Source organism: Marinobacter halophilus (genome assembly GCF_003007685.1).
In the GTDB taxonomy this organism is placed as follows: Bacteria; Pseudomonadota; Gammaproteobacteria; order Pseudomonadales; family Oleiphilaceae; genus Marinobacter; species Marinobacter halophilus.
The window spans coordinates 562,831-583,871 of record NZ_PXNN01000003.1 but is presented as its reverse complement, the minus strand read 5'-3'; the positions used below and the strand labels follow the sequence as shown (position 1 = coordinate 583,871).

Annotated in this window: 18 protein-coding genes and 1 tRNA gene; 16 read left to right on the top strand and 3 right to left on the bottom strand. The window is 57.6% G+C overall.

Annotated elements, in window-relative coordinates; translation table 11 throughout:
- Nucleotides 1-120: 120 nt before the first annotated feature.
- The 10 genes from dksA (at nucleotide 121) to pgi (ending at nucleotide 12,120) form a co-directional block, all read left to right on the top strand.
- Entirely contained in the window at nucleotides 121-561 is a 441-nt protein-coding gene (gene dksA / locus C7H08_RS02650) for an RNA polymerase-binding protein DksA (RefSeq protein WP_106670189.1), read from the top strand.
- A 47-nt stretch (nucleotides 562-608) separates the two neighbouring features.
- On the top strand, nucleotides 609-1,526 hold the full coding sequence (gluQRS, locus tag C7H08_RS02645) for a tRNA glutamyl-Q(34) synthetase GluQRS (RefSeq protein WP_106670188.1): 918 nt from the start codon (nucleotides 609-611) through the stop codon (nucleotides 1,524-1,526).
- A gap of 4 nt (nucleotides 1,527-1,530) precedes the next feature.
- Complete coding sequence (locus C7H08_RS18130; protein WP_165793917.1) at nucleotides 1,531-1,707, top strand: hypothetical protein; 177 nt, start codon at nucleotides 1,531-1,533, stop codon at nucleotides 1,705-1,707.
- Nucleotides 1,697-4,660 carry an ATP-binding protein gene (locus C7H08_RS02640; RefSeq protein ID WP_106670187.1) on the top strand — a complete coding sequence of 988 codons (2,964 nt, stop codon included), beginning with the start codon at nucleotides 1,697-1,699 and terminating at the stop codon, nucleotides 4,658-4,660. The genes C7H08_RS18130 and C7H08_RS02640 overlap by 11 nt, the downstream gene beginning before the upstream one ends.
- Before the next feature lie 7 nt (nucleotides 4,661-4,667).
- Nucleotides 4,668-6,062: a sigma-54-dependent transcriptional regulator gene (locus tag C7H08_RS02635; protein ID WP_106670186.1), complete on the top strand. Its 1,395-nt coding sequence runs from the start codon at nucleotides 4,668-4,670 to the stop codon at nucleotides 6,060-6,062.
- A 714-nt stretch (nucleotides 6,063-6,776) separates the two neighbouring features.
- Nucleotides 6,777-8,147, top strand: a complete 1,371-nt coding sequence (gene pcnB, locus C7H08_RS02625; protein ID WP_106670185.1) for a polynucleotide adenylyltransferase PcnB — start codon at nucleotides 6,777-6,779, stop codon at nucleotides 8,145-8,147.
- On the top strand, nucleotides 8,144-8,644 hold the full coding sequence (gene folK / locus C7H08_RS02620) for a 2-amino-4-hydroxy-6-hydroxymethyldihydropteridine diphosphokinase (RefSeq protein ID WP_106670184.1): 501 nt from the start codon (nucleotides 8,144-8,146) through the stop codon (nucleotides 8,642-8,644). The genes pcnB and folK (C7H08_RS02620) overlap by 4 nt, the downstream gene beginning before the upstream one ends.
- Nucleotides 8,645-8,764: 120 nt before the next feature.
- Complete coding sequence (panB, locus tag C7H08_RS02615) at nucleotides 8,765-9,559, top strand: 3-methyl-2-oxobutanoate hydroxymethyltransferase (protein ID WP_106670183.1); 795 nt, start codon at nucleotides 8,765-8,767, stop codon at nucleotides 9,557-9,559.
- Nucleotides 9,556-10,404: a pantoate--beta-alanine ligase gene (gene panC, locus C7H08_RS02610; protein ID WP_106670182.1), complete on the top strand. Its 849-nt coding sequence runs from the start codon at nucleotides 9,556-9,558 to the stop codon at nucleotides 10,402-10,404. The genes panB and panC overlap by 4 nt, the downstream gene beginning before the upstream one ends.
- Before the next feature lie 54 nt (nucleotides 10,405-10,458).
- Nucleotides 10,459-12,120: a glucose-6-phosphate isomerase gene (gene pgi, locus C7H08_RS02605; protein WP_106670181.1), complete on the top strand. Its 1,662-nt coding sequence runs from the start codon at nucleotides 10,459-10,461 to the stop codon at nucleotides 12,118-12,120.
- Here the strand turns inward: pgi and folK (C7H08_RS02600) are convergent.
- Nucleotides 12,103-12,618: a 2-amino-4-hydroxy-6-hydroxymethyldihydropteridine diphosphokinase gene (folK, locus tag C7H08_RS02600; protein ID WP_106670180.1), complete on the bottom strand. Its 516-nt coding sequence runs from the start codon at nucleotides 12,616-12,618 to the stop codon at nucleotides 12,103-12,105. The two genes, pgi and folK (C7H08_RS02600), sit on opposite strands and share 18 nt — an antisense overlap.
- Entirely contained in the window at nucleotides 12,615-12,986 is a 372-nt protein-coding gene (folB, locus tag C7H08_RS02595; protein ID WP_227663230.1) for a dihydroneopterin aldolase, read from the bottom strand. The genes folK (C7H08_RS02600) and folB overlap by 4 nt, the downstream gene beginning before the upstream one ends.
- Nucleotides 12,987-13,132: 146 nt before the next feature.
- Between folB and plsY the strand changes: the two genes are divergently transcribed.
- A complete protein-coding gene (plsY, locus tag C7H08_RS02590) occupies nucleotides 13,133-13,726 on the top strand; it encodes a glycerol-3-phosphate 1-O-acyltransferase PlsY (protein ID WP_106670178.1) in 594 nt (197 codons plus the stop codon).
- Between the two features lie 4 nt (nucleotides 13,727-13,730).
- Here the strand turns inward: plsY and tsaD are convergent, their stop codons facing one another.
- A complete protein-coding gene (tsaD, locus tag C7H08_RS02585; RefSeq protein WP_106670259.1) occupies nucleotides 13,731-14,786 on the bottom strand; it encodes a tRNA (adenosine(37)-N6)-threonylcarbamoyltransferase complex transferase subunit TsaD in 1,056 nt (351 codons plus the stop codon).
- A 238-nt stretch (nucleotides 14,787-15,024) separates the two neighbouring features.
- On the opposite strand from tsaD, the gene rpsU reads away from it, so the two are divergent.
- The 5 genes from rpsU (at nucleotide 15,025) to C7H08_RS02560 (ending at nucleotide 20,901) form a co-directional block, all read left to right on the top strand.
- Entirely contained in the window at nucleotides 15,025-15,240 is a 216-nt protein-coding gene (gene rpsU, locus C7H08_RS02580) for a 30S ribosomal protein S21 (protein ID WP_007153483.1), read from the top strand.
- Between the two features lie 152 nt (nucleotides 15,241-15,392).
- Nucleotides 15,393-17,147 (top strand): DNA primase, encoded by a 1,755-nt coding sequence (gene dnaG / locus C7H08_RS02575; RefSeq protein ID WP_106670177.1) that lies wholly within the window; start codon nucleotides 15,393-15,395, stop codon nucleotides 17,145-17,147.
- Between the two features lie 117 nt (nucleotides 17,148-17,264).
- Nucleotides 17,265-19,118: an RNA polymerase sigma factor RpoD gene (gene rpoD, locus C7H08_RS02570; protein ID WP_106670176.1), complete on the top strand. Its 1,854-nt coding sequence runs from the start codon at nucleotides 17,265-17,267 to the stop codon at nucleotides 19,116-19,118.
- 61 nt (nucleotides 19,119-19,179) lie between these two features.
- Nucleotides 19,180-19,256, top strand: a tRNA-Ile gene (locus tag C7H08_RS02565).
- 178 nt (nucleotides 19,257-19,434) lie between these two features.
- Complete coding sequence (locus C7H08_RS02560) at nucleotides 19,435-20,901, top strand: hypothetical protein (protein WP_106670175.1); 1,467 nt, start codon at nucleotides 19,435-19,437, stop codon at nucleotides 20,899-20,901.
- Nucleotides 20,902-21,041: the final 140 nt, after the last annotated feature.

Here is a 21,041-nt window from a genome sequence, read left to right as displayed (position 1 = left end):
GCTATTTTCCGCAAATTCCCGTTTCAGGACGAATGCTTTATCCAGGGTTAAACCGCGCAGCCACGCTGGCGCGGCGGAAGCAAAGCGTTCTTGTGAAGTATAAACAAGAGGCCGGGTTCAATGGCAAAGACTGCAGACCAACCACGCGAACGTTTTACCAACTTCACCCCTTATGAAATGAAGAAGGGTGAAGAATACATGAGTGCAGAGATGCTGCAGCACTTCAAGGAACTGCTTCTGAGATGGAAGCAGGAACTGATGGAAGAAGTGGATCGCACCATGCACCACATGCAGGAAGACGCCGCAAATTACGCGGATCCCAGTGATCGTGCAACCCAGGAAGAAGAGTTCAGCCTTGAACTGCGCACCCGGGATCGTGAGCGCAAGCTAATCAAGAAGATTGACCAGACCATCGACCGCATTGACAAAGACGACTACGGTTTTTGTGATCAGTGTGGCGTGGAAATCGGCACTCGCCGACTGGAAGCACGCCCAACGGCGACGTTATGCATCGACTGCAAGACTCTGGCCGAAATCCGCGAGCGCCAGACTGGCATCTAAGCCCCACCGATAGCCGACGGCCTGTGCCGTCGGCTTGAAGAGTCTTTATGGAGCAACCACGGTACCGCGGGCGCTTTGCCCCCTCCCCCACTGGACCGCTGCATTTCGGCTCGCTTGTGACAGCCTTGGCCAGCTGGCTGGAAGCCCGGGCTGCCAGGGGGAAATGGTTGGTTCGTATCGAGGACCTTGACCCCTTGCGGGAACCCCCGGAAGCCACCGGCCAGATTCTTCGCTCCCTTGACTGCCACGGCCTGCTCCCGGACGAGCCCGTGCGCTTTCAATCCAAACGCCATGACGCCTATCAGGTCGCCATCGAGCGGTTGTTGTCGCAAGCCAACGCCTACCGCTGCCGCTGCTCTCGCAAACAGCTCCAGCAACACGGCGGCCATCACCCGGCCCACTGCAGGGCCGGCCAACCGGCCCCGGGCGATACGCCCTACGCCATCCGTTTTGCGCTGAACGACGAAACCAGCCAGTGGCAGGATCTTCTACTCGGCCCTCAACAACAGCAGGTTCACGCCGAACTGGACGACCCGGTGCTTGTGCGCAAAGAAGGGTTTTATGCCTACCAGCTGGCAGTGGTGGTTGATGACATCGATCAGGGCATTACCGACGTTGTCCGGGGCTCCGACCTGCTGGATATGACCGCACAGCAACAGCAGATTTTTCAGGCGCTGGGCGCAAAACCGCCGCACTGGCTGCACATTCCAGTGATCGTCAACGACCAGGGTCAGAAGCTGAGCAAGCAGACCCACGCGCCCGCGCTGGACGACACCTGGCCTGCCGCCAACCTGGTCAGGGCACTTGACGCGCTGGGACAAAGACCACCTGCGACCCTGGAGAGGGCAACGGTCGAGGAGGTGCTGACGTGGGGGCGTAACCACTGGCAACGCCGAGCCATTGCCCTGACATCCCGGCAGGCCCATGATATAACCCCAAACACACACTTATCTGCGGATCGCTGAGCCGATGTATATCTACCGCGTGGTCTTTTTGCTGGTACTCGCCATCTACATTTTCTCCCCGAACATCCTGGACTGGTGGACAGCACCCGACAACGCCTGGTACAGCCCCTTTGTGATCTGGGGTGGCCTGATTGCCATCGGCTTCTGGCTGGAATGGCGGCGAGATCCCAATGAGTTTTAGCGCAACTGGCCTGCTGCTGGCCAGCCTGCTGTATCTGGTGCTTTTGTTCGGTATTGCCTGGGCCACCGAGCGCGGCACTGTATTGCGCCGTTGGGTCCGACACCCGCTCATTTACACCCTGAGCCTTGGCGTGTATGCCGGCATCTGGGCGGTTTACGGCGCCATTGGCATGGCCGCAGAATCCGGTTACGGTTTTCTGGCCTATTACCTGGGCATCTCCGGGGCCTTTCTGCTGGCGCCGGTGCTGCTCAACCCCATCCTCCGGATCGGCCGGGCCTATCAGTTGACGTCGCTGGCAGACCTGTTCGCCTATCGGTACCGGAGCCAGTGGGCGGGCACGCTGGTTACCCTGTGTTCTGCTGCCGCGATTCTAGCCCTGCTGAGCATGCAGATTCAGGCTGTCGCCGTGTCCGCCAGCTTGCTGGCACCAGACACCTCCCCGAAAGCAATCAGCGTGATGTTCAGCCTGATTGTCGTGCTGTTCACCATGCTGTTCGGTGCCCGCCATCATCAGAACTCTGGAAATCATCAGGGGCTGGTGCTGGCCATTGCCTTTGACTCCCTGGTCAAAGTGGTGGCATTGCTGGTCCTTGGTGGCGTCATTCTGTTTGGCGTGTTTGGTGGCACCGCCGGCCTTGAACAGTGGCTGGCGGAGGCGTCTCACCCCGAGGCCACGATGACGGCTGCGATCGATGACGGCAGCTGGCGCGCCTTGCTGCTGATGTCGTTTGCCGCCGCCCTGGTGCTGCCCCACATGTATCACATGACCTTCAGTGAAAACCCGTCACCCCGCGCCCTGGCCAAAGCCAGCTGGGGGCTGCCACTGTATTTACTGTTATTGGGCCTGCCTGTACCGCTGATTGTCTGGGCTGGCCAGGCACTGGACGTTGGCGTCCCCGCGGCATTTTTCAGTATTGGCGTGGCGCAAGCGCTGGGCAGTCCCGCGTTGACGCTGATGATGTACATCGCTGGCCTGTCGGCGGCGAGCGGGCTGATGATTGTGAGCACACTGTCACTGGCCGGCATGGTACTGAACCATGTGGTTCTGCCACTGAAAACACCAAAAGATCAGGGTGATATCTATCGCTGGCTGCAATGGGTCAAGCGCCTTCTGATTGCCGTCATCCTGTTCCTAGCCCTACTGTTCCATGAAACCGTTGGCCAGAACCTAGACCTGTCCATTCTTGGGGCCATCTCGCTGTCTGGCACCCTGCAACTGCTGCCGGGTGCGCTTGGCGTCATTTATTGGCCAGAAGGCAATCGGCGCGGGCTGATCGCGGGGCTGATGACCGGATTGGCGATCTGGCTGGTGACACTGGTGCTGCCGTTTTCCCACACCACCGACCTTCTGGCCTGGCTCAATATTCCGGTTACACCCGGATACGACAACTGGCATCTGTTCACCTTTGTCAGCCTGACCGCAAATATTTCGGTGTTTGCTCTGGTCTCAATGCTCAGCCCGGCCTCTGCTGAAGAAACCAGTGCAGCTCAGGCTTGCTCGGTGGGTGCGCTTTCCCGTCCTCAGCGCCGGGAACTGCTGGCGGCCTCGTCGAACGATTTCATCCAGCAACTGGCTGATCCGCTGGGCCTGAGCGTGGCCCGCCGAGAAGTGGAACAGGGCCTTGAGCAACTGAAACTGCCCAACGTGGAGTTTCGCCCGTATCAGCTGCGCCGGTTGCGAGACCAGGTGGAAATCAACCTGTCTGGCTTGCTCGGACCCTCAGTTGCCCGCGATATCGTCAAACGGCACCTGGGCTTCAAACCACTGACCCACGGCGGCACTAGTCAGGACATCCGTTATGTGGAACGTGCCCTGGGCGACTACCAGAACCAGCTGACCGGTTTAGCCGGTGAGCTGGACAACTTGCGCCGGCACTACCGTCAGACCCTGCAGAACCTGCCAATTCCGGCCTGCTCGGTGGGTGAAGACGGCGAAATTCTGATGTGGAACCACGCCATAGAATCGCTTACCGGCATTTCCGCCGATGAAGTAGTGGGTGCCAGACTACTGACATTACCGGATCGTTGGCACGCGCTACTGGACGACTTCAACCGGGGTAACGATCTGCACCGGTACAAACACCGGCTGGACCTGCGTGGCAAACCTCACTGGCTGAACCTGCACAAAGCCGCACTGAGCGGTCCTGACCACACTGAGGGCGGCTCCATCATTCTGGTGGAAGATCAAACCGAAACCCGCTTGCTGGAAGATGAACTGATGCACAGCGAACGGCTGGCCTCGGTAGGTCGGCTGGCGGCCGGCGTCGCTCACGAAATCGGCAACCCGGTCACCGGCATCTCCTCACTGGCACAGAATCTGAAACTGGAAACCGATGATCCATCGATTCTGGAATCCGCAGACCAGATACAGCAGCAGACCCGGCGAATTTCCGCCATCCTGCAATCCCTGATGAACTTTGCCCGCACCGGCAATCACGCCCACGCCAATCGTTATGAGCCGGTCAGCATCCACCGTTGCGTTGAAGAATCCATCAACCTGCTGTCGTTGAGTGACAAGGGTATGGGTATTCACTATCTGAACGAGTGCCCGGAAAACCTGCAAGTGCTGGGCGATGAACAGCGCCTGGTTCAGGTGTTTGTTAACCTGCTGGCTAACGCCCGCGACGCCTCGCCAGACGGCGGTACCATCCGGGTCGGTGGAAACCGCGACGGTTACTCCGCTATCATCGAAGTGGTCGACGAAGGTTTCGGCATTCCGGCCGATCAGCTGGACCACATTTTTGAGCCGTTTTACACCACCAAGGCGCCAAACAAGGGTACCGGCCTTGGCCTGTCACTGGTGTACAGCATCGTTGAAGAACACTATGGCAGCGTGCAGGCGGAAAGCCCGGCGAACACCGAAACCGGTTGCGGTACCTGCATGAGGTTACGTTTGCCCGCCTACGAGCCAGAAACCGATACCGGCAACAGCACCCCGAACCAAAGGTCGTGAACGCGATATGCCCCGCATTCTGATTGTTGAAGATGAAGATATTATTCGCTCTGCTGTGCGCAAACTGCTTCAGCATGCCGGTTATGAGGTCGCGGACGCCGTCTCAGTGGAAGAAGCGGACCTGCTGGAACCGGACGGTTTCGATCTGGTCATCACCGACCTGCGACTGCCTGGCGCTGCCGGCACCGAGATGATCAATCGCGCTCCGAACACGCCGGTTCTGATCATGACCAGCTACGCGAGCCTGCGCTCGGCAGTCGATTCGATGAAAATGGGTGCCGTCGACTACATCGCCAAACCCTTCGATCACGACGAAATGCTGGCAGCGGTCGAAAACATTCTGGCTCGCAAGAACACCGACACGGGCAGCACCACCAGTGGTGAGCTGGCCGGCCAACCCAGTACGGCAGCATCAGACCCAGCCGCCATCATGTTCGGCCAGTGCGAGCCCATGCAGAAGGTGTTCACCCTGATTCGCAAAGTAGCTCCGACCGAAACGACGGTGTTGATCCAGGGCGAATCCGGCACCGGTAAGGAACTGGCCGCCAGAGCACTACACCTGCTCAGCCCCCGAGCAACCAAACCAATGATTTCGGTTAACTGTGCCGCCATCCCGGAAAGTCTGATTGAGTCTGAACTTTTCGGCCATGAAAAAGGCGCGTTCACCGGCGCGGTTTCGGCCCGTACCGGGCTTATTGAAGCCGCCGATGGCGGCAGCCTGTTCCTGGACGAAATCGGAGAGCTGCCGGCGGAAGCTCAGGCGCGACTCCTTCGAGTATTGCAGGAAAGCGAGATACGAAAAGTTGGCTCCACGCAAAGCCGCACCGTAGACGTGCGAATGATTGCCGCAACCCACCGAAATCTGAAAGCCATGACTCGTACCGGCGAATTCCGGGAAGACCTCTATTACCGCCTCAACGTCATGCAAATTCGGATTCCACCGTTGCGGGAGCGCCGCCCCGACATTCTTGGCCTTGCTCGCCGCTTTTTGAAACGGCAATCGGAGAAGCTGGGCCGGCCCGAACTCAGCCTCAGCCCGGAAGCCATGCAGGCGCTTGAACGCTGCCGTTGGCCCGGCAACGTGCGAGAACTGGAGAATGCCATTGAGCGCGCTTCCATTCTGACCGATGGCAACATCATTACACCAACGGCACTGGATCTGGACAACGATTTCGGTGACGACTACATCCCGGAAACTCTGGTAGAAGGCAACAACGAACAGACTCGCACCCGCGAAGCGGATTCGGCCAGCGACCTGTCGCTGGAAGATTACTTCCAGCATTTCGTATTGGAGAACCAGGACCGGATGAGTGAAACCGATCTGGCTCAAAAACTCGGCATCAGCCGGAAGTCTTTGTGGGAGCGTCGGCAACGTCTAGGCATTCCCCGCAAGAAAAGCTGACAAATAAAAAAGTGAATCCGGAATCATTTGTTACCAAACGTTCCCCACGGTAACACTTCCCACAAGCGCAACCTCAGTCAGGTAACACTTTAGGAGAGTGCGGGGTAACACTTATTTCTGTAAAATCCTTAACCCACTGTTAATAATAAGGTTTTCAAAACTGGCACGACCTCTGCAGTCTTTAGGGGGCACAACAACAAAAACAAAAGTGACAACGCAGCGACAAAACAAAAACAAAAAGCTGCACGAGCGTCCATCAACAAAAACAAAACTGGACGCAAGCGAACTGAGTGTTTTGGGTACTTTGCTTTTTAGTGGTCCCCAGGCATGTGCGAGTTGTAGATGTAGAGAAGAATCGTTTTCGAAACGGCACTACAGCTAGACTGAATACCCGCACCATGTTCCTGACCGCTCTATGTATTCAAAGCTTTCCGTTTGCGTTGCTTATCGTCCTTATCGTTGGGACAACACGGTGGGGTAGAAAAATCAACAAGAATCCCGACAACAACAAAAACAATGCAGATCGTCAACGCTTTGAGGGCGGGTTCGTGAAAACGGATCCGCCTTTTGATTATCTAGCTCTCAGAAAGCGCCGCACACCCGGACATTCCACCCTAATTTCACCTTTCTCTGTACGAATACCGCCTAAACATGTGCAATTCCTGTGCAAACCGTTAAAATCCACGTTTTTGCGCACCGCAACCACGGAATTCCATGGCTAATCGACTTGTTGAAAAACTACGTTCCTTTATGCCCGGCAACGGGAAAAAGACCGTCAGACGCTACCAGCGACAGGAGATCCCGAGGGATCAGCACACTGTTTCCCGCTCGATGATCAGCGAGCAGGCCAGGAAGGTGCTGCACCGGCTGAACAAGTCTGGCTACGAAGCCTACCTGGTGGGCGGCGGCGTGCGAGACATACTGCTCGGGGGCCAGCCCAAAGATTTTGACATCGCAACCGATGCCACACCGGAGGAAGTCCACGAGCTGTTCCGCAACTCCCGGCTGATCGGTCGCCGGTTCCGTATAGTGCACGTGGTGTTCGGGCGCGAAGTCATTGAAGTCACCACCTTCCGGGGCAACGCCCGGGATACCGAAGAGGAAGTGGCTGACGACGAACACCGGACCAGCGAACACGGGCTGTTGTTGCGCGATAACGTCTACGGCAACATGGAAGACGACGCCCTGCGTCGGGACTTCACCATCAATGCCCTGTACTACTGCATTCGCAACTTCACCATCATTGATTACGCCAACGGCGTTCAGGATCTCAACAACCGACAAATCCGCCTGATCGGCGACCCGGAGACCCGTTACCGGGAAGACCCTGTGCGCATGCTTCGGGCGATCCGTTTTGCTGCCAAGCTCGGTTTTGATATTGAACCCGAAACTGAAGCGCCGATCGGTAAACTTGCCCCGCTGCTGAGCCATATCCCCTCAGCCCGACTGTTCGATGAAGTCCTCAAACTGTTCTCAGCGGGCTATGGTGAGGCAACTTACGATTTGCTTCGCCATTACGATTTGCTGGAGCCGCTATTCCCGGAAACCGCAAAAGCCATCGAGGCCGGCGAGCCTGACGAACTCATTCGCCAGGCCCTGCGCAATACCGATGCCCGAATAGCTCAAGGGAAGTCCGTCACACCTTACTTCCTGTTTGCGGCCATGCTCTGGCCCGCGCTGCAGGCTGAATGGAATCGCCGGCAGGATAACGGTGATCCGGTGCAACCCGCGCTGCATGGCGCTATCGGCAAAGTGATCGGCCGCCAGGTACAGGCAACTTCAATTCCAAAACGTTTCTCCGGCCCCATGAAAGAAATCTGGGAACTGCAGATACGTTTACCTCGCCGCCAGGGCAAACGCGCCTTCGGCACTCTGATGCATCCTCGTTTTCGTGCTGCCTATGACTTCCTGCTGGTGCGGGAATCAGCGGGTGAAATCGAGCCTGGTTTGGGGCAATGGTGGACCGAATTCCAGCAAGTAGATGAACGGGCGCAGGAAAAAATGCTGACGGAGGTTGGCTCCGCCACGGCTCCCCGCAAACGTCGCCGCAAGCGCAGTCCGGTAAAGAGACCGCCGCAGGCATGACCGTGGTGGCCTATGTCGGGCTAGGCAGCAACCTGGCGAATCCAGCGGCCCAGCTAGCTCGGGCGGTTGCCGAGCTCGCCAGCTTGCCAGACACCACACTGCAGGCTCAGTCGCCATTTTACGCCAGTCGCCCGGTTGGCCCTCAGGATCAACCCGACTTTGTAAACGGTGCCGTCGAACTGACGACCGGACTGACTGCGCATCAGCTACTCGATCACCTGCAATCCATCGAGCAGGCCCATGGCCGGGAACGGCATCAACACTGGGGCCCGCGCACACTGGATCTTGATCTGCTGATGTACGGTAAAGACCGCATTTGCGATGAGCGCCTCACGGTGCCGCACGCCGAGCTGCCCAACCGCGACTTTGTCTTGCAGCCACTGATAGACCTGAACCCGGCGCTAATGCTACCGGATGGCAGACGCCTCCTGTCGTTGCGAGCGGAGTGCCCGGACAATCAGCTGCGGTTGTTACCAGCCAGGGCCAGCAGCCACTGAATACCCGTCAGGCTCGCCATGCTACTCTTGTGTCTTATATATCGGGGCATTAATCTAACGCTTTGAATTCGGAAGACCCCGAGACAACGCTGGTCCATCCACCCAAAAGGCAAGGATCTTATGGCAGTTACCATCAACACCCTGCGGGAATACAAACAAAAGGGCGAAGCCTTCTCTGCCCTTACCTCCTACGATGCCACCTTCGCACACGTGGTCAGCGAGGCAGGCGTAGACGTTATCCTGATTGGTGACTCCCTGGGCATGGTCCTTCAGGGCCACGACAGCACCTTGCCGGTGACCATGGAACAGATGGTTTACCACACCAGTTGCGTTGCCAAAGGCAACACCGGCTCGTTGATTATGGCGGACATGCCGTTCATGTCGTACGGCACAGTCACCGATGCCCTCGACAACGCCGCGGAGCTGATGCGCGCCGGCGCGCACATGGTGAAACTCGAGGGCACCGACTGGATGAGAGACACCATTGAAGCGTTGAGTGAGCGAGGTGTGCCGGTGTGCGCCCACCTTGGACTCACACCGCAGTTCGTCAATAAATTTGGCGGCTACAAGGTTCAGGGCCGCGATGAAAAGACGGCCGAAGCGATGATCGAACACGCCTGTGAACTCGAATCAGCCGGTGCCGATATCATCCTGCTCGAATGCGTACCAGCACCCCTGGCTGCCCGCATTACCCAGGCCGTCCGGGCCCCGGTCATTGGCATTGGCGCGGGCTGCGACACCGATGGCCAGGTCCTGGTGCTGCACGACATGCTCGGCATCACCGTCGGCCGCAAGCCACGGTTTGTGAAAAACTTCCTGGCTGAGACCCACTCGATTCCCGAAGCGATTGCCGCCTACGCCACCGCGGTGAAAGAACGCTCATTCCCGGCCGCGGAGCATACGTTCAAGGCATGAGAACTGTACATTCACTCAAAGAATTACGATCCATACTGCGCAGCTTGCGGCAGCAGGGAAAAACCATCGGCCTGGTACCCACCATGGGCAACTTGCATGAAGGCCACATTTCACTGGTACGCAAAGCCTCAGAGGCGGCGGACGTTGTGGTGACCAGCATCTTTGTCAATCCGATGCAATTCGGTGCCAACGAAGATCTGGCCACCTATCCCCGCACCCTCGGGGAGGATCAGGACAAGCTTGCAGCCGCAGGCAACACGCTGGTCTTTGCCCCCTCCGCGGAGGAAATCTACCCGGAAGGTCTGGCCCGGCAAACCAAGGTGGTGGTCCCGGAAGTCAGTGAAGGCCATTGCGGTGCCAGCAGGCCAGGGCATTTTGAAGGCGTCGCCACGGTGGTCACCATACTGTTCAACATGGTCCAGCCGGACATTGCCGTGTTCGGTGAGAAAGATTTCCAGCAACTGGCGGTGATTCGCAAGCTCACCCGTGACCTGCTGATCCCGACGGAGATCATCGGGGCACCAACAGTGCGTGAAGACGACGGCCTGGCCAAAAGCTCCCGCAATGGCTACCTTTCTAAACAGGAAAGAGCTGTTGCACCGGTGGTACATCAAACCCTGATCAACATTGCGACACAACTGGAGCAGGGCCGCACCGATCATCACGAGCTTGAACGCGAAGCCCGGGAGACTCTTGCCCGAGCCGGACTGCGCCCCGATTACTTCAACATCGTGAACAGCCACACGCTGAAGCCCGCCACCCCAGCCGACCAGGAAATTACACTACTGGTCGCAGCATTCCTGGGTACTACCCGGCTGATCGATAATCTCTGCATTACCCGATAGTTCCCGGAACCGCCGCTTCTGCCTGCAGGAGCGGCAAACAGAAAGGATGCTCTGATGGCTGACAAACCGGCAACACCCACCCATCGTCCACAGTGGCAGGCTCTGGTTCAGCACAAGGAACGGCTGACCGGAACGTCCATGCGAGAGTTCTTTCAGCAGGATCCGGAGCGCGCCAACCGCTATCTGATCGACGGTGCCGGCCTGACCCTGGATTTTTCCCGCAACCGCCTGACTGACGATGTATTAACCGCGCTCACGGAACTTGCCGATGCCTGCGGTCTTTCTCAGCGCAAGGCGGCTCTGTTTGCTGGTGACATCGTCAACATCACCGAAAACCGCCCTGCTCTGCACACGGCGCTACGCCAGCCCAGCGACGAAGACGTCCGGGTCGACGGCAACAACATCATTACGGAAATTCATACCACGCTGGCGCGTATGGAAAAACTGGTCGCAGCCGTGCATTCGGGTAAACAAGCTGGCTATACCGGAAAAACCTTTACCGACGTAGTCAGTATTGGCATCGGTGGCTCCTTCCTGGGCCCCAAGCTGGTGGTTGAAGCCTTGAAACCCTATTGGCAAGGCAATGTACGATGCCACTTTGTCGCCAACATTGATGGCACCAACATTGCCGAAACCCTGTCTCGGCTTGATCCGGAAACCACACTCTTCCTGATTCAGTCCAAATCCTTCCGCACCCAGGAAACTCTGGAAAACAGCCTGGTGGCCAGGCAGTGGTTCATGGCACACGGGGGCGCTGAGGCGGCCGTCGCCTCGCATTTTCTGGCGGTGACCACCAACATCGCCGAAGCCACCCGTTTCGGCATTGACCCCGGCAACATTTTCCCGATGTGGGACTGGGTTGGCGGTCGTTATTCGTTGTGGTCGGCGATCGGCCTGCCCATCGCCCTGACCCTGGGGATGGATCACTTTCGGGCGTTACTCAACGGCGCCCACGCCATGGACTGCCATTTCCGGGACCAGCCCGCCGAGCGCAATCTGCCCGTGGTGATGGCGATGCTGAGTGTCTGGTACAATAATTTCTGGGGCGCGGAAAGCCACGCGGTTGTGCCCTACGACGAGTACCTGAAGCACCTGCCAGAACATCTGCAGCAGCTGGATATGGAGAGCAATGGCAAGCGGGTAAGCCAGAACGGCCAGCACGTTGACTATCAGACCGGCCCGATACTCTGGGGCGGTATCGGAGCCAACGGTCAGCACGCCTATCATCAGCTGATTCACCAGGGCACCCGGCTGATCCCTGTCGATTTCATTATCCCCCTGCAATCCCACCATGCCGTGGCGCACCATCACGCCACCCTGTTTGCCAATTGCCTGAGCCAGGCCCGGGCCATGATGGCCGGTAAAACCCGGGCAGAAGCCGAACAGGAAATGCTCGATAGCGGCGTCGATGAAAGCACCGCAAAAACGCTGGCGACCCACAAAGAGATTCCCGGCAACAAGCCCAGTAACATCCTGATGATGAACAGACTCAACCCGGAAACCCTGGGCGCACTGATTGCACTGTATGAGCACCGAACCTTCGTGCAGAGCGTAATCTGGGATCTGGATTGTTTTGATCAGTGGGGGGTCGAACTGGGCAAACAAATCGGCAACGAGATACTGCCACGGCTGCTGGATGAGGAGAAAACAGGCAGTGCCGGTGACAGCGCCACCGACCACCTGATTCGACGATTCCGCTCAGCCAACCGACCGTGAAATTTTCCTGCCCTGCCAGTTGAAATCCACCGGCCACAGTTTCTGGTCGCGCTCATAGCTGTGCCAGAGCTGGTGATACGACTGCCGGCACACCGGATGCAATTCATCGCCGGCGATGTCTGCCAGCGGCAGCAATACGAAAGCATTGCTCAGGATTTCGGCACGGGGCAGTTCAACACCGTCGACAATGCCTGCGATTTGATCAAACGTCAGGATGTCCAGATCCAGCGTCCGGGGGCTGAACTTTGGCGCCGATCGCATTCTGCCGTTGTCCGCTTCCAGCTGTTTGAACCGACGCGACAGCTCGCCCACTGCCAGGTCAGTGTCAATGCCCACGACCAGGTTGAGAAAGTCCGAGCCTTCGAAGCCAACCGATTCGCTCTCGTACACTGGCGAAATCACCAGCTCGCCAAACCAGGCTTCCAGTGCATCCAGCGCGGCGGTCACGTGCCGGTAACGCTCAATATTGCTACCAATGCTGATGTAGACCCGGCTCATGCCCGAACTCCACGCTCGACTCTTACGCCAACGGAGCGCGCCGAAGGCACAGCACCGGGCTTATGCAGAGCCAGCCGCAGCCAACGCACGCCAAACTCCGATTGCAGCATCGCAGCAACTTCTTCCGCTGCCCGTTCCAGCAACTGAGGCTGGAGCACTTGCAAGCACTGGGTTACCCGCTCGCTGACCGCGGCGTAATCCAGTGCATCGGCGACATTATCACTGGCACCCGGCACCCGGTTATCCCAAGCCATCTCCAGGTCGACCAGCAGTCGCTGGGTGACCTCCCGCTCCCAGTCATAAACACCCACCACGGTGTCTACCGCCAGGCCCTCAATGAGCACCGTATCTACGCTACGCTCTGCCAAACCGGACTCCCAGTGTATTGCACTCAAGGCTGATTGAATAATGTGCAGGCAAGCGATACTGTGACCACTCATCTGCTTGTTGAATCTTCAGAACGGGCATTTTCTCACAGAACACCTGGTGCCGTCTGTGCGCCCGCGATGCAATCATGGACCTGACCAACAACCCGATACTGATTGTCCTGCTCTGCTTCAGTGCCTACCTGGCGGGCTCCGTGCTGTTCGCCTTGCCGGTGTGTCGCCTGTGGCACCTGCCAGACCCCAGAGCGCAAGGTTCGGGCAACCCCGGGGCCACCAACGTTTACCGGGCCGGCGGCTGGCGACCGGCTCTGGTGACCCTGGCGCTAGACGCGTTCAAGGGCTGGCTGCCAGTATGGCTGACCCACCTTGCCGGCCTGTCGATCCTGGTACAGGCCATGGTTGCCCTCTGCGCCGTCACCGGCCACATGATCCCTCTGTTCTATCGCTTCAAAGGCGGCAAGGGCGTGGCGACGGCTTTAGGCGCCGGACTGGCACTGGCTCCGGTGACCACCTTCATCATGGCGGCCATATGGTTGATCTTTATGTGGCGATGGCGCATTTCAGCCGTCGCCTCACTGGTCGCCATCATCAGCGGTCCGATCATCAGTGCCTTGATTGAACCAGACACACTGCCCCTGTTCGGGCTGTTGGCGCTGTTGATTGTGGTGCGCCATCGCAACAATCTGATCCGGCTGGCGCAGGGGCGAGAAACCGGCCTGTAACGGGTCAATCCACCAGCCCATTCGCTCTGGGCTCATGCACCGGCGGCAGGGTATTCATTGGCCACCGCGGCACAGACACAATTCGCTCACCGTCCCGCTGGCCGGCTTTCAGGCGCTGGGTACCGGCATAGGCAATCATCGCCCCGTTGTCGGTACAAAACTCAGGGCGAGCATAGAACACCGAGCCCCGGGTTTTAGCGGCCATTTTCTCCAGCCCGGCCCGCAACCGCTTGTTGGCACTGACTCCGCCGGCAATCACCAACCGCTTGCAGCCAGTCTGCTCCAGCGCCCGCCGGCATTTGATGGTGAGGGTATCCACAACCGCCGTTTCAAACGCCAGTGCGATATCCGCCCTGACCTGATCATCCAGTGCACCCTTGTCCCTCGCCGCATTCACCGTATTCAACGTGAAGGTTTTCAACCCGCTGAAACTGAAATCCAGCCCCGGGCGATCGGTCATCGGGCGCGGGAACCGGTACTGTCCCTCACGGCCCTTTTCTGCCAGTGCCGCGACCCGGGGCCCGCCAGGGTAATCCAGCCCGAGCATCTTGGCGGTCTTGTCAAACGCCTCGCCGGCGGCATCATCCACGGATTCGCCGAGCATCTGGTATTCACCAATGCCGTCCACCTTGACCAGCTGGGTATGACCCCCAGAAACCAGCAGTGCCACGAACGGAAACTCCGGCGGGTTGTCTTCCAGCATCGGCGCCAGCAGGTGCCCTTCCATGTGATGCACACCCAACACAGGAATACCCAAAGCAAACCCGAGGGCATGGGCCACCGATCCACCCACCATCAGCGCGCCGACCAAGCCAGGGCCAGCGGTGTAGGCAATGCCGTCAATATCCGCCCGGGTTTTGCCGGCACTGGCCAGCACCTGATCGCACAGCGGCAGTAATTTGCGCACATGGTCGCGTGAAGCCAGCTCCGGCACCACACCACCATAATCGGCATGCATATCTATCTGACTGAACAGCACATGGGCGAGCAAACCCAGCCCATCGTCAAACAGGGCAACGCCGGTTTCATCACAGGAGGTTTCGATACCAAGAATCAGCATAAGCAGGGTCGCGTCCAAAAAGGGTCATTAAAAGCAGACGGCATTTTAGCAGAAACCGGAAAGGCTCTGGCAGATTCATTGAACAGTCATTGACCTGAACCTGCCCAGGGGCTATCATTGCCGCCCTAAATTATGCACTGGTCGAGTTTTAGCCAATCTGACCAGGGATCGAGCCGACCGGACGTAAAGCGCCGGTCGAATACATTGAAACCGAATCAATCAGGTAGGTGATTTTCGAATGCCAGCTGTTAAAGTGAAAGAGAACGAGCCGTTTGATGTAGCACTGCGTCGTTTCAAGCGTTCCTGCGAAAAAGCCGGCGTACTGTCTGAAGTACGTCGTCGTGAGCACTACGAGAAGCCGACTGCCGTACGTAAGCGCAAAGCAGCTGCTGCCGTTAAGCGTCATCTCAAGAAGCTTCAGCGGGAACAGCGCAAGTTCGAGCGTCTGTACTGAGTTCAGATCGTATCGACCGCACGACTGATTGCCGGAACGGCGTTTCGCCTTCTCCGGCAAACTGAAAATGCCGCCGAGGCCTGGCTTCGGCGGCATTTTTGGCTATGGTGAATAACGTCTGTATCCGGCACTCCGGATGAAGTGGAGCCACCATGAGCGGACTGATTCCTCAACGATTTGTTGAAGACCTGCTGGATCGTATTGATCTGGGGGAACTGATCGGCTCCCGCATTACTCTTAAAAAGGCCGGCGCCAACTATAAAGCCTGCTGCCCGTTTCATGACGAGAAAACACCCTCTTTCAATGTACGGCCGGACAAAGGCTTTTATCATTGCTTCGGTTGCGGCGCTCATGGCGATGCGATCAGTTTTATCCGTGAGTTTGAAGGCCTGGGCTTTACCGAAGCCGTCGAAGAACTGGCCAGGCGCGCTGGCATGGAAGTGCCTTACGACCAGGCCGCCAAGCAGGAAATGCAACAGGCCCGGACGCTGACCGATGCCCTGGACTTTGCCGGCAAGTTTTATCATTCGGCACTGGCCAGCCAGCAAGGCGCTTATGCACGGGATTACCTGAAACAGCGGGGCCTGGACGACGCGATTATCGAACAGTACCAGGTTGGCTTTGCACCGGGCACCGGCACCGCTCTGTACGAGGCAGCACCAAAAGACCTGAAGGCACCCTTGCTGGAAACCAAAACCGTTTCCGACAAATACGGCAAACCGAGGGATCTGTTCCGCAACCGGGTAATGTTCCCGATCCGGAACACCCGGGGCAAAACCATTGCCTTCGGTGGGCGCACACTGGGCGATGACAAGGCCAAGTACATCAACTCGCCGGAATCGGACGTATTCCATAAGAGCCGCGAGATTTACGGCCTGCACGAAGCCCGGCAAGCCATCCGCCAGCTCGATAAATTGCTGGTAGTCGAAGGCTACATGGACGTAATCGCACTGGCTCAGCACGGCATTCACTACGCCGTGGCAACGCTGGGTACCGCGACCAATCAGGACAGCCTGACCGCGCTGCTCCGGCAGGTTCGGCACATTGTGTTTTGCTTTGACGGCGATCAGGCCGGCTTCCGGGCTGCTGACCGCGCCATGGAAAACGCACTGGAACTGATGGCAGACGGCCTGCATCTGCAGTTCCTGATGCTGCCTCAAGGCGAGGACCCGGATACCCTGGTCCGCAAAGAAGGTGCCGAAGCCTTCCAGAAACGTATCGAAGGTGCCACACCACTTTCGCGTTATCTGTTTGACCGCCAGAGTGAGGGTCTGGACCTGCAGTTGCCGGAACATCGGGGCGAACTGAGGGCCCGAGCCGAGCCACTGCTGAACAAGATGCCCCGCAGCACCCTTCGGGACGCCATGTGGCACGAAATGCTGCGCCTGTGCGGCGGTCGCAATCAGTGGCAGAGCAGACCGCAGGGCAACCAAAGTTACAAAGCCAAAGGTTGGCGAGGCGAACGCCAGAACCGGCCGACGGAAGAACGCATTGACGTCAAACTGAGCAAAGACAGCACACTGTGCCTGGCCTTGCTGGAGACGCCGGAGCTGGCCACCGAAGTCAAAGCTCTGGCCGACAGCACGCGACAACTGGAGCAGGCCGGGCGTTTTGCCCGCTGGCTACTGGAGCAGGACATCCGGACCCGCAAGGCATTGGTGGCGGGGCTGGCAACAGACAAACAGGCCCGCGACAGGTTCTACAACCTGTTTGACGGACTGGAGCACATACCGGCACGGGACAGCACACTGGCAGCCGCCAGAGAGCTACTAAGCCCGAATGAAGAAGCCGCGCGCCAGCAAAAGCTGGCCACTCTGCTCCGGAACCTGGCAACGCTCTCCCCGGAACAACGGGATGAGCTGAGAACCCTCAGCGCCGGCACATTAAATCCGGGAACTGAGGGCTGAACACTTGAAACCATTGCCATTGATCACCATCTAACCATCGGTGGCAGACCAGATAAGCGACAGCTATAATGGCTGTTTAACTTTTTTCCTCTTTAAAAGCGAGTCTACAGGGTGTCTATGTCAGGCAATTCGCAGAAATCACGTTTAAAAGACCTCATCGCACGAGGCAAGGAACAAGGTTACCTGACTTACGCTGAGGTCAATGACCACCTGCCAGAAGATATCGCAGATCCGGATCAGGTTGAAGACATTATCCGGATGATCAACGACATGGGCATCCAGGTGTGTGAAGAAACACCGGACGCCGATACGCTGCTGATGACCGAAGGCGACTCCACCGCCGATGAAGCCGCCGCCGCTGAAGCCGCAGCTGCCCTCGCCGCCGTGGAATCCGACGCCGGCCGCACCACAGACCCCGTCCGCATGTACATGCGCGAGATGGGCACCGTAGAGCTGCTGACTCGTGAAGGTGAAATCGTCATCGCCAAACGGATCGAAGAAGGCATCCGCGACGTCATGGCGGCGGTTGCCCACTTCCCCGGCACGGCAGGCACCGTTCTGCAGGCTTATGAGCGCATCATCGAAAACGAAGGCCGCATCAGCGACATCGTGACCGGTTTTCTTGATCCGGACGACGCCGAGCCGTTCATGGGTGAAGTCACCAGCGAAGATACCTCCGCTGATGACAACGACAGCAACGATGTCGATGACGACGATGACGACACCGACGAAGAAGAAAAAGAAAGCGGCCCAGATCCCGAAGAGACCCGCCTGCGCTTCGAGCTATTGAAGGAAAAGCTGGATGCCGCCAGCGCAGCCCTTGCCAAACACGGTCGCAGCCACAAGAAAACCCAGGAAGCTCTGAACGAACTGGGCCAGGTGTTTGCCCCGTTCAAGCTGGGCAACAAAGCCTTTGATGAACTGGTCCGAGTGGTTCGCTCCACCAACGACCTGGTGCGCGAAAACGAACGGGCCATCATGCAGATCTGTATTCGCGACTGCAAAATGCCCCGCAAGGATTTCATCAAGGTATTTCCGGGCAACGAAGTCAATCTGGACTGGGCTCCGCAGATCGCCAAAAGCAAAAAGGCTTACGGCGCGGCCATTGGTGAGCGCCTGGACGAAATCGTCCGTCTGCAGAAGCGCATCCATAACGTGCAGGTCGAAGTGGATCTGGACGTGGTTGATATCAAGGAAATCAACCGTCGTGTGTCCATTGGCGAAGCGAAAGCCCGTCGGGCCAAGAAAGAAATGGTTGAGGCCAACCTGCGACTGGTTATTTCCATCGCCAAGAAATACACCAACCGCGGCCTGCAGTTCCTGGACCTGATCCAGGAAGGCAACATCGGCCTGATGAAAGCGGTCGACAAGTTCGAGTACCGTCGTGGCTACAAGTTCTCTACCTACGCCACCTGGTGGATCCGTCAGGCCATCACCCGCTCCATCGCGGATCAGGCCCGAACCATCCGGATTCCGGTGCACATGATCGAGACCATCAACAAGCTCAACCGCATCTCCCGTCAGATGCTGCAGGAAATGGGCCGCGAGCCCACCCCTGAAGAGCTTGGCGAACGCATGGAAATGCCGGAAGACAAGATCCGCAAGGTACTGAAGATCGCCAAAGAGCCGATCTCCATGGAAACCCCGATCGGTGACGATGAAGACAGCCATCTGGGCGATTTCATTGAAGATATCCAGGCCCTGTCGCCGGTGGATTCTGCCACCGCCGAAGGTCTGCGCGAAGCCACCCGCTCCGTGCTGGCCGGCCTGACCGCTCGCGAATCCAAAGTACTGCGCATGCGCTTCGGCATTGAAATGAATACCGACCACACTCTCGAGGAAGTCGGCAAGCAGTTCGATGTTACCCGTGAGCGTATCCGACAGATCGAAGCCAAGGCTCTGCGCAAACTGCGCCACCCTTCCCGCTCCGATCACCTGCGCGGCTTTATTGACGACCAGGGCAACAGCTAAAACAGCAAACACAGTAGCGGGCGCCAACCCTCATGGGTATAATGGCGCCCGCTTTGCTTTAGGGCCTATAGCTCAGTTGGTTAGAGCAGGGGACTCATAATCCCTTGGTCGCAAGTTCGAGTCTTGCTGGGCCCACCATTTATCCGTTCGCATCGCTGCCGCTATTCACTCCTAGGCAAACTCCCGCGTTTTACAAACTTTTACAACTTATTTCCGTGTAAATCTCATCTTTTATACCAGATGGTAGATGCTCCGTTTTTGTCGCTCTCCTACTCTGTTCGGGCACTTAATCCCGTGATCAGAATGGATGTCGACCATGAATACAAAGAAGAATCTCCTCGGTTTAGCGGTTTTAACCACCTCGCTGGCGCTGGTGGGTTGTGGTGGTTCCAGTTCCTCTGGCAATCAGCAGGTGGAAGAGGATACGACGCCGGATGGGCCAACTTTCCCGGCCGCGTTTGCGTTTAGCCAGGATCCGGCGGCGGCGCTGGATGAGATGAAAGGGTTGCCAGAGCAGGCGTTTCCGGCGGAATTGTATAACCTCTTACGCTGGCAGCTCATTGAGGGTAATTCTACGTCGAGTACAGAAAGGCTTTCGTTTTGGACTGATCAAGATGACTTCACCAACTATCGATGTGGCGCGGGCACCTTTGGCGATGTAGCAACACCCGCTAGCCCAGCCGAGGGAACACCCGCCAATTCCTTCAGAGTGGCTTCAAAAGATGTTGCGGCTAATGAAGCAGAACTGGGGGCATACCCGAACAGTACCAGTACCGCAGCGCTCTTCAGAAAAGTCGCCCTTCTGATCTTTAATGAGTGCGAACTCGTCGACCCGGCCAATCCAAGCACAGTCGTCGCCACGATTAATGGTGAGGTCAGTCTGATAAGGGAATGGGTTGGAGAGAGCAGCAACGGGGATATGGGCAGCAGCAGAGTTGTTATGGACAACTTCTACTTTAACTTCGGCCCAAATGGCAATGAAGCAAGCGCTCCGGTTGTTGTAACCAAGAATAACACCACCTATGGCCTGACTTTCAGCTTTACCGAAACCCATGTCTTTGGCGAGTTCTCCCAGGCCCAACAAAACGCACTGAGCAGTTTTGAGTACGCTCAGCCGTTCAGATCACGCCTGTTCCAGCAGCGTTTAGCCGATAACGACTTCAAAGGCATGTACGCCTTTGATGCGCCGAACCTGAGCATCACCACCACACCCAATGGTGGCACGGCATCGCAGGTGAAGTTCAACAACTTTGCGTCTGTTTTTGTGGCCGACCTGTTTGGCAGCAATCCTCCAGAGGACTACAAAGTCAGCATTGAATCGCCTTATCGTGGTGATGAAAATGCCGAAGCGACATCCATCGTATTCGGCACCGGCGAGGATGAGCAAAGCCTGCTAATCTCGACATTGAAGGACGATGGAAATGGAAGATTCGTTTCCGGGGATGTTGTTCAGATCAGTAATATCAAACGGTTGGTGCGAGAACGAACCCCAAGTGGAACAGTGCTCTCTTGCCCGGACGGCTACTCGATCGGATTTTCTGCCATCGCTGACGCGCCTTTGGTTGCAGGCTTGCAGTTCCTGGACAACACCAACGATGAAAACACCGTTCGCATTTTCGTCGACGAGGACAATGACCAAAGTTCTCGAATTCCTTCCGTGGCGATCTCAACCATGAGCACGGATGAGTCTTGCGGGCCAGATAACGGTCCAACCCGCTTCATCCCACTCCCAGGATTGGGTGAAGTGTCGTATCCGGACCCGAGTAACCCACCACAGGTCTGATGACCGTCAGGTCGTCACCGGATCGCAAGATCCGTGGCGGCCTGCCTGAACCACCCCCAGTTTCCTCATCCAGCCATATCCCCTGGCACTCATCGTTCAGAGGACACTGCCGCTCGCAGGCAACCCGCTCCGCCGGTTTC

What these genes read in the sequence shown, in the direction of transcription:
- pgi (WP_106670181.1), top strand. Translation starts at nt 10,459, where the DNA reads ATGGCTGACAAACCGGCAACACCCACCCATCGTCCACAGTGGCAGGCT.
- panC (WP_106670182.1), top strand. Translation starts at nt 9,556, where the DNA reads ATGAGAACTGTACATTCACTCAAAGAATTACGATCCATACTGCGCAGC.
- C7H08_RS02635 (WP_106670186.1), top strand. Translation starts at nt 4,668, where the DNA reads ATGCCCCGCATTCTGATTGTTGAAGATGAAGATATTATTCGCTCTGCT.
- folK (WP_106670180.1), bottom strand. Translation starts at nt 12,618, where the DNA reads ATGAGCCGGGTCTACATCAGCATTGGTAGCAATATTGAGCGTTACCGG.
- folK (WP_106670184.1), top strand. Translation starts at nt 8,144, where the DNA reads ATGACCGTGGTGGCCTATGTCGGGCTAGGCAGCAACCTGGCGAATCCA.
- pcnB (WP_106670185.1), top strand. Translation starts at nt 6,777, where the DNA reads ATGGCTAATCGACTTGTTGAAAAACTACGTTCCTTTATGCCCGGCAAC.
- C7H08_RS18130 (WP_165793917.1), top strand. Translation starts at nt 1,531, where the DNA reads ATGTATATCTACCGCGTGGTCTTTTTGCTGGTACTCGCCATCTACATT.
- rpoD (WP_106670176.1), top strand. Translation starts at nt 17,265, where the DNA reads ATGTCAGGCAATTCGCAGAAATCACGTTTAAAAGACCTCATCGCACGA.
- dnaG (WP_106670177.1), top strand. Translation starts at nt 15,393, where the DNA reads ATGAGCGGACTGATTCCTCAACGATTTGTTGAAGACCTGCTGGATCGT.
- C7H08_RS02640 (WP_106670187.1), top strand. Translation starts at nt 1,697, where the DNA reads ATGAGTTTTAGCGCAACTGGCCTGCTGCTGGCCAGCCTGCTGTATCTG.
- panB (WP_106670183.1), top strand. Translation starts at nt 8,765, where the DNA reads ATGGCAGTTACCATCAACACCCTGCGGGAATACAAACAAAAGGGCGAA.
- dksA (WP_106670189.1), top strand. Translation starts at nt 121, where the DNA reads ATGGCAAAGACTGCAGACCAACCACGCGAACGTTTTACCAACTTCACC.
- tsaD (WP_106670259.1), bottom strand. Translation starts at nt 14,786, where the DNA reads ATGCTGATTCTTGGTATCGAAACCTCCTGTGATGAAACCGGCGTTGCC.
- rpsU (WP_007153483.1), top strand. Translation starts at nt 15,025, where the DNA reads ATGCCAGCTGTTAAAGTGAAAGAGAACGAGCCGTTTGATGTAGCACTG.
- plsY (WP_106670178.1), top strand. Translation starts at nt 13,133, where the DNA reads ATGGACCTGACCAACAACCCGATACTGATTGTCCTGCTCTGCTTCAGT.
- C7H08_RS02560 (WP_106670175.1), top strand. Translation starts at nt 19,435, where the DNA reads ATGAATACAAAGAAGAATCTCCTCGGTTTAGCGGTTTTAACCACCTCG.
- gluQRS (WP_106670188.1), top strand. Translation starts at nt 609, where the DNA reads ATGGAGCAACCACGGTACCGCGGGCGCTTTGCCCCCTCCCCCACTGGA.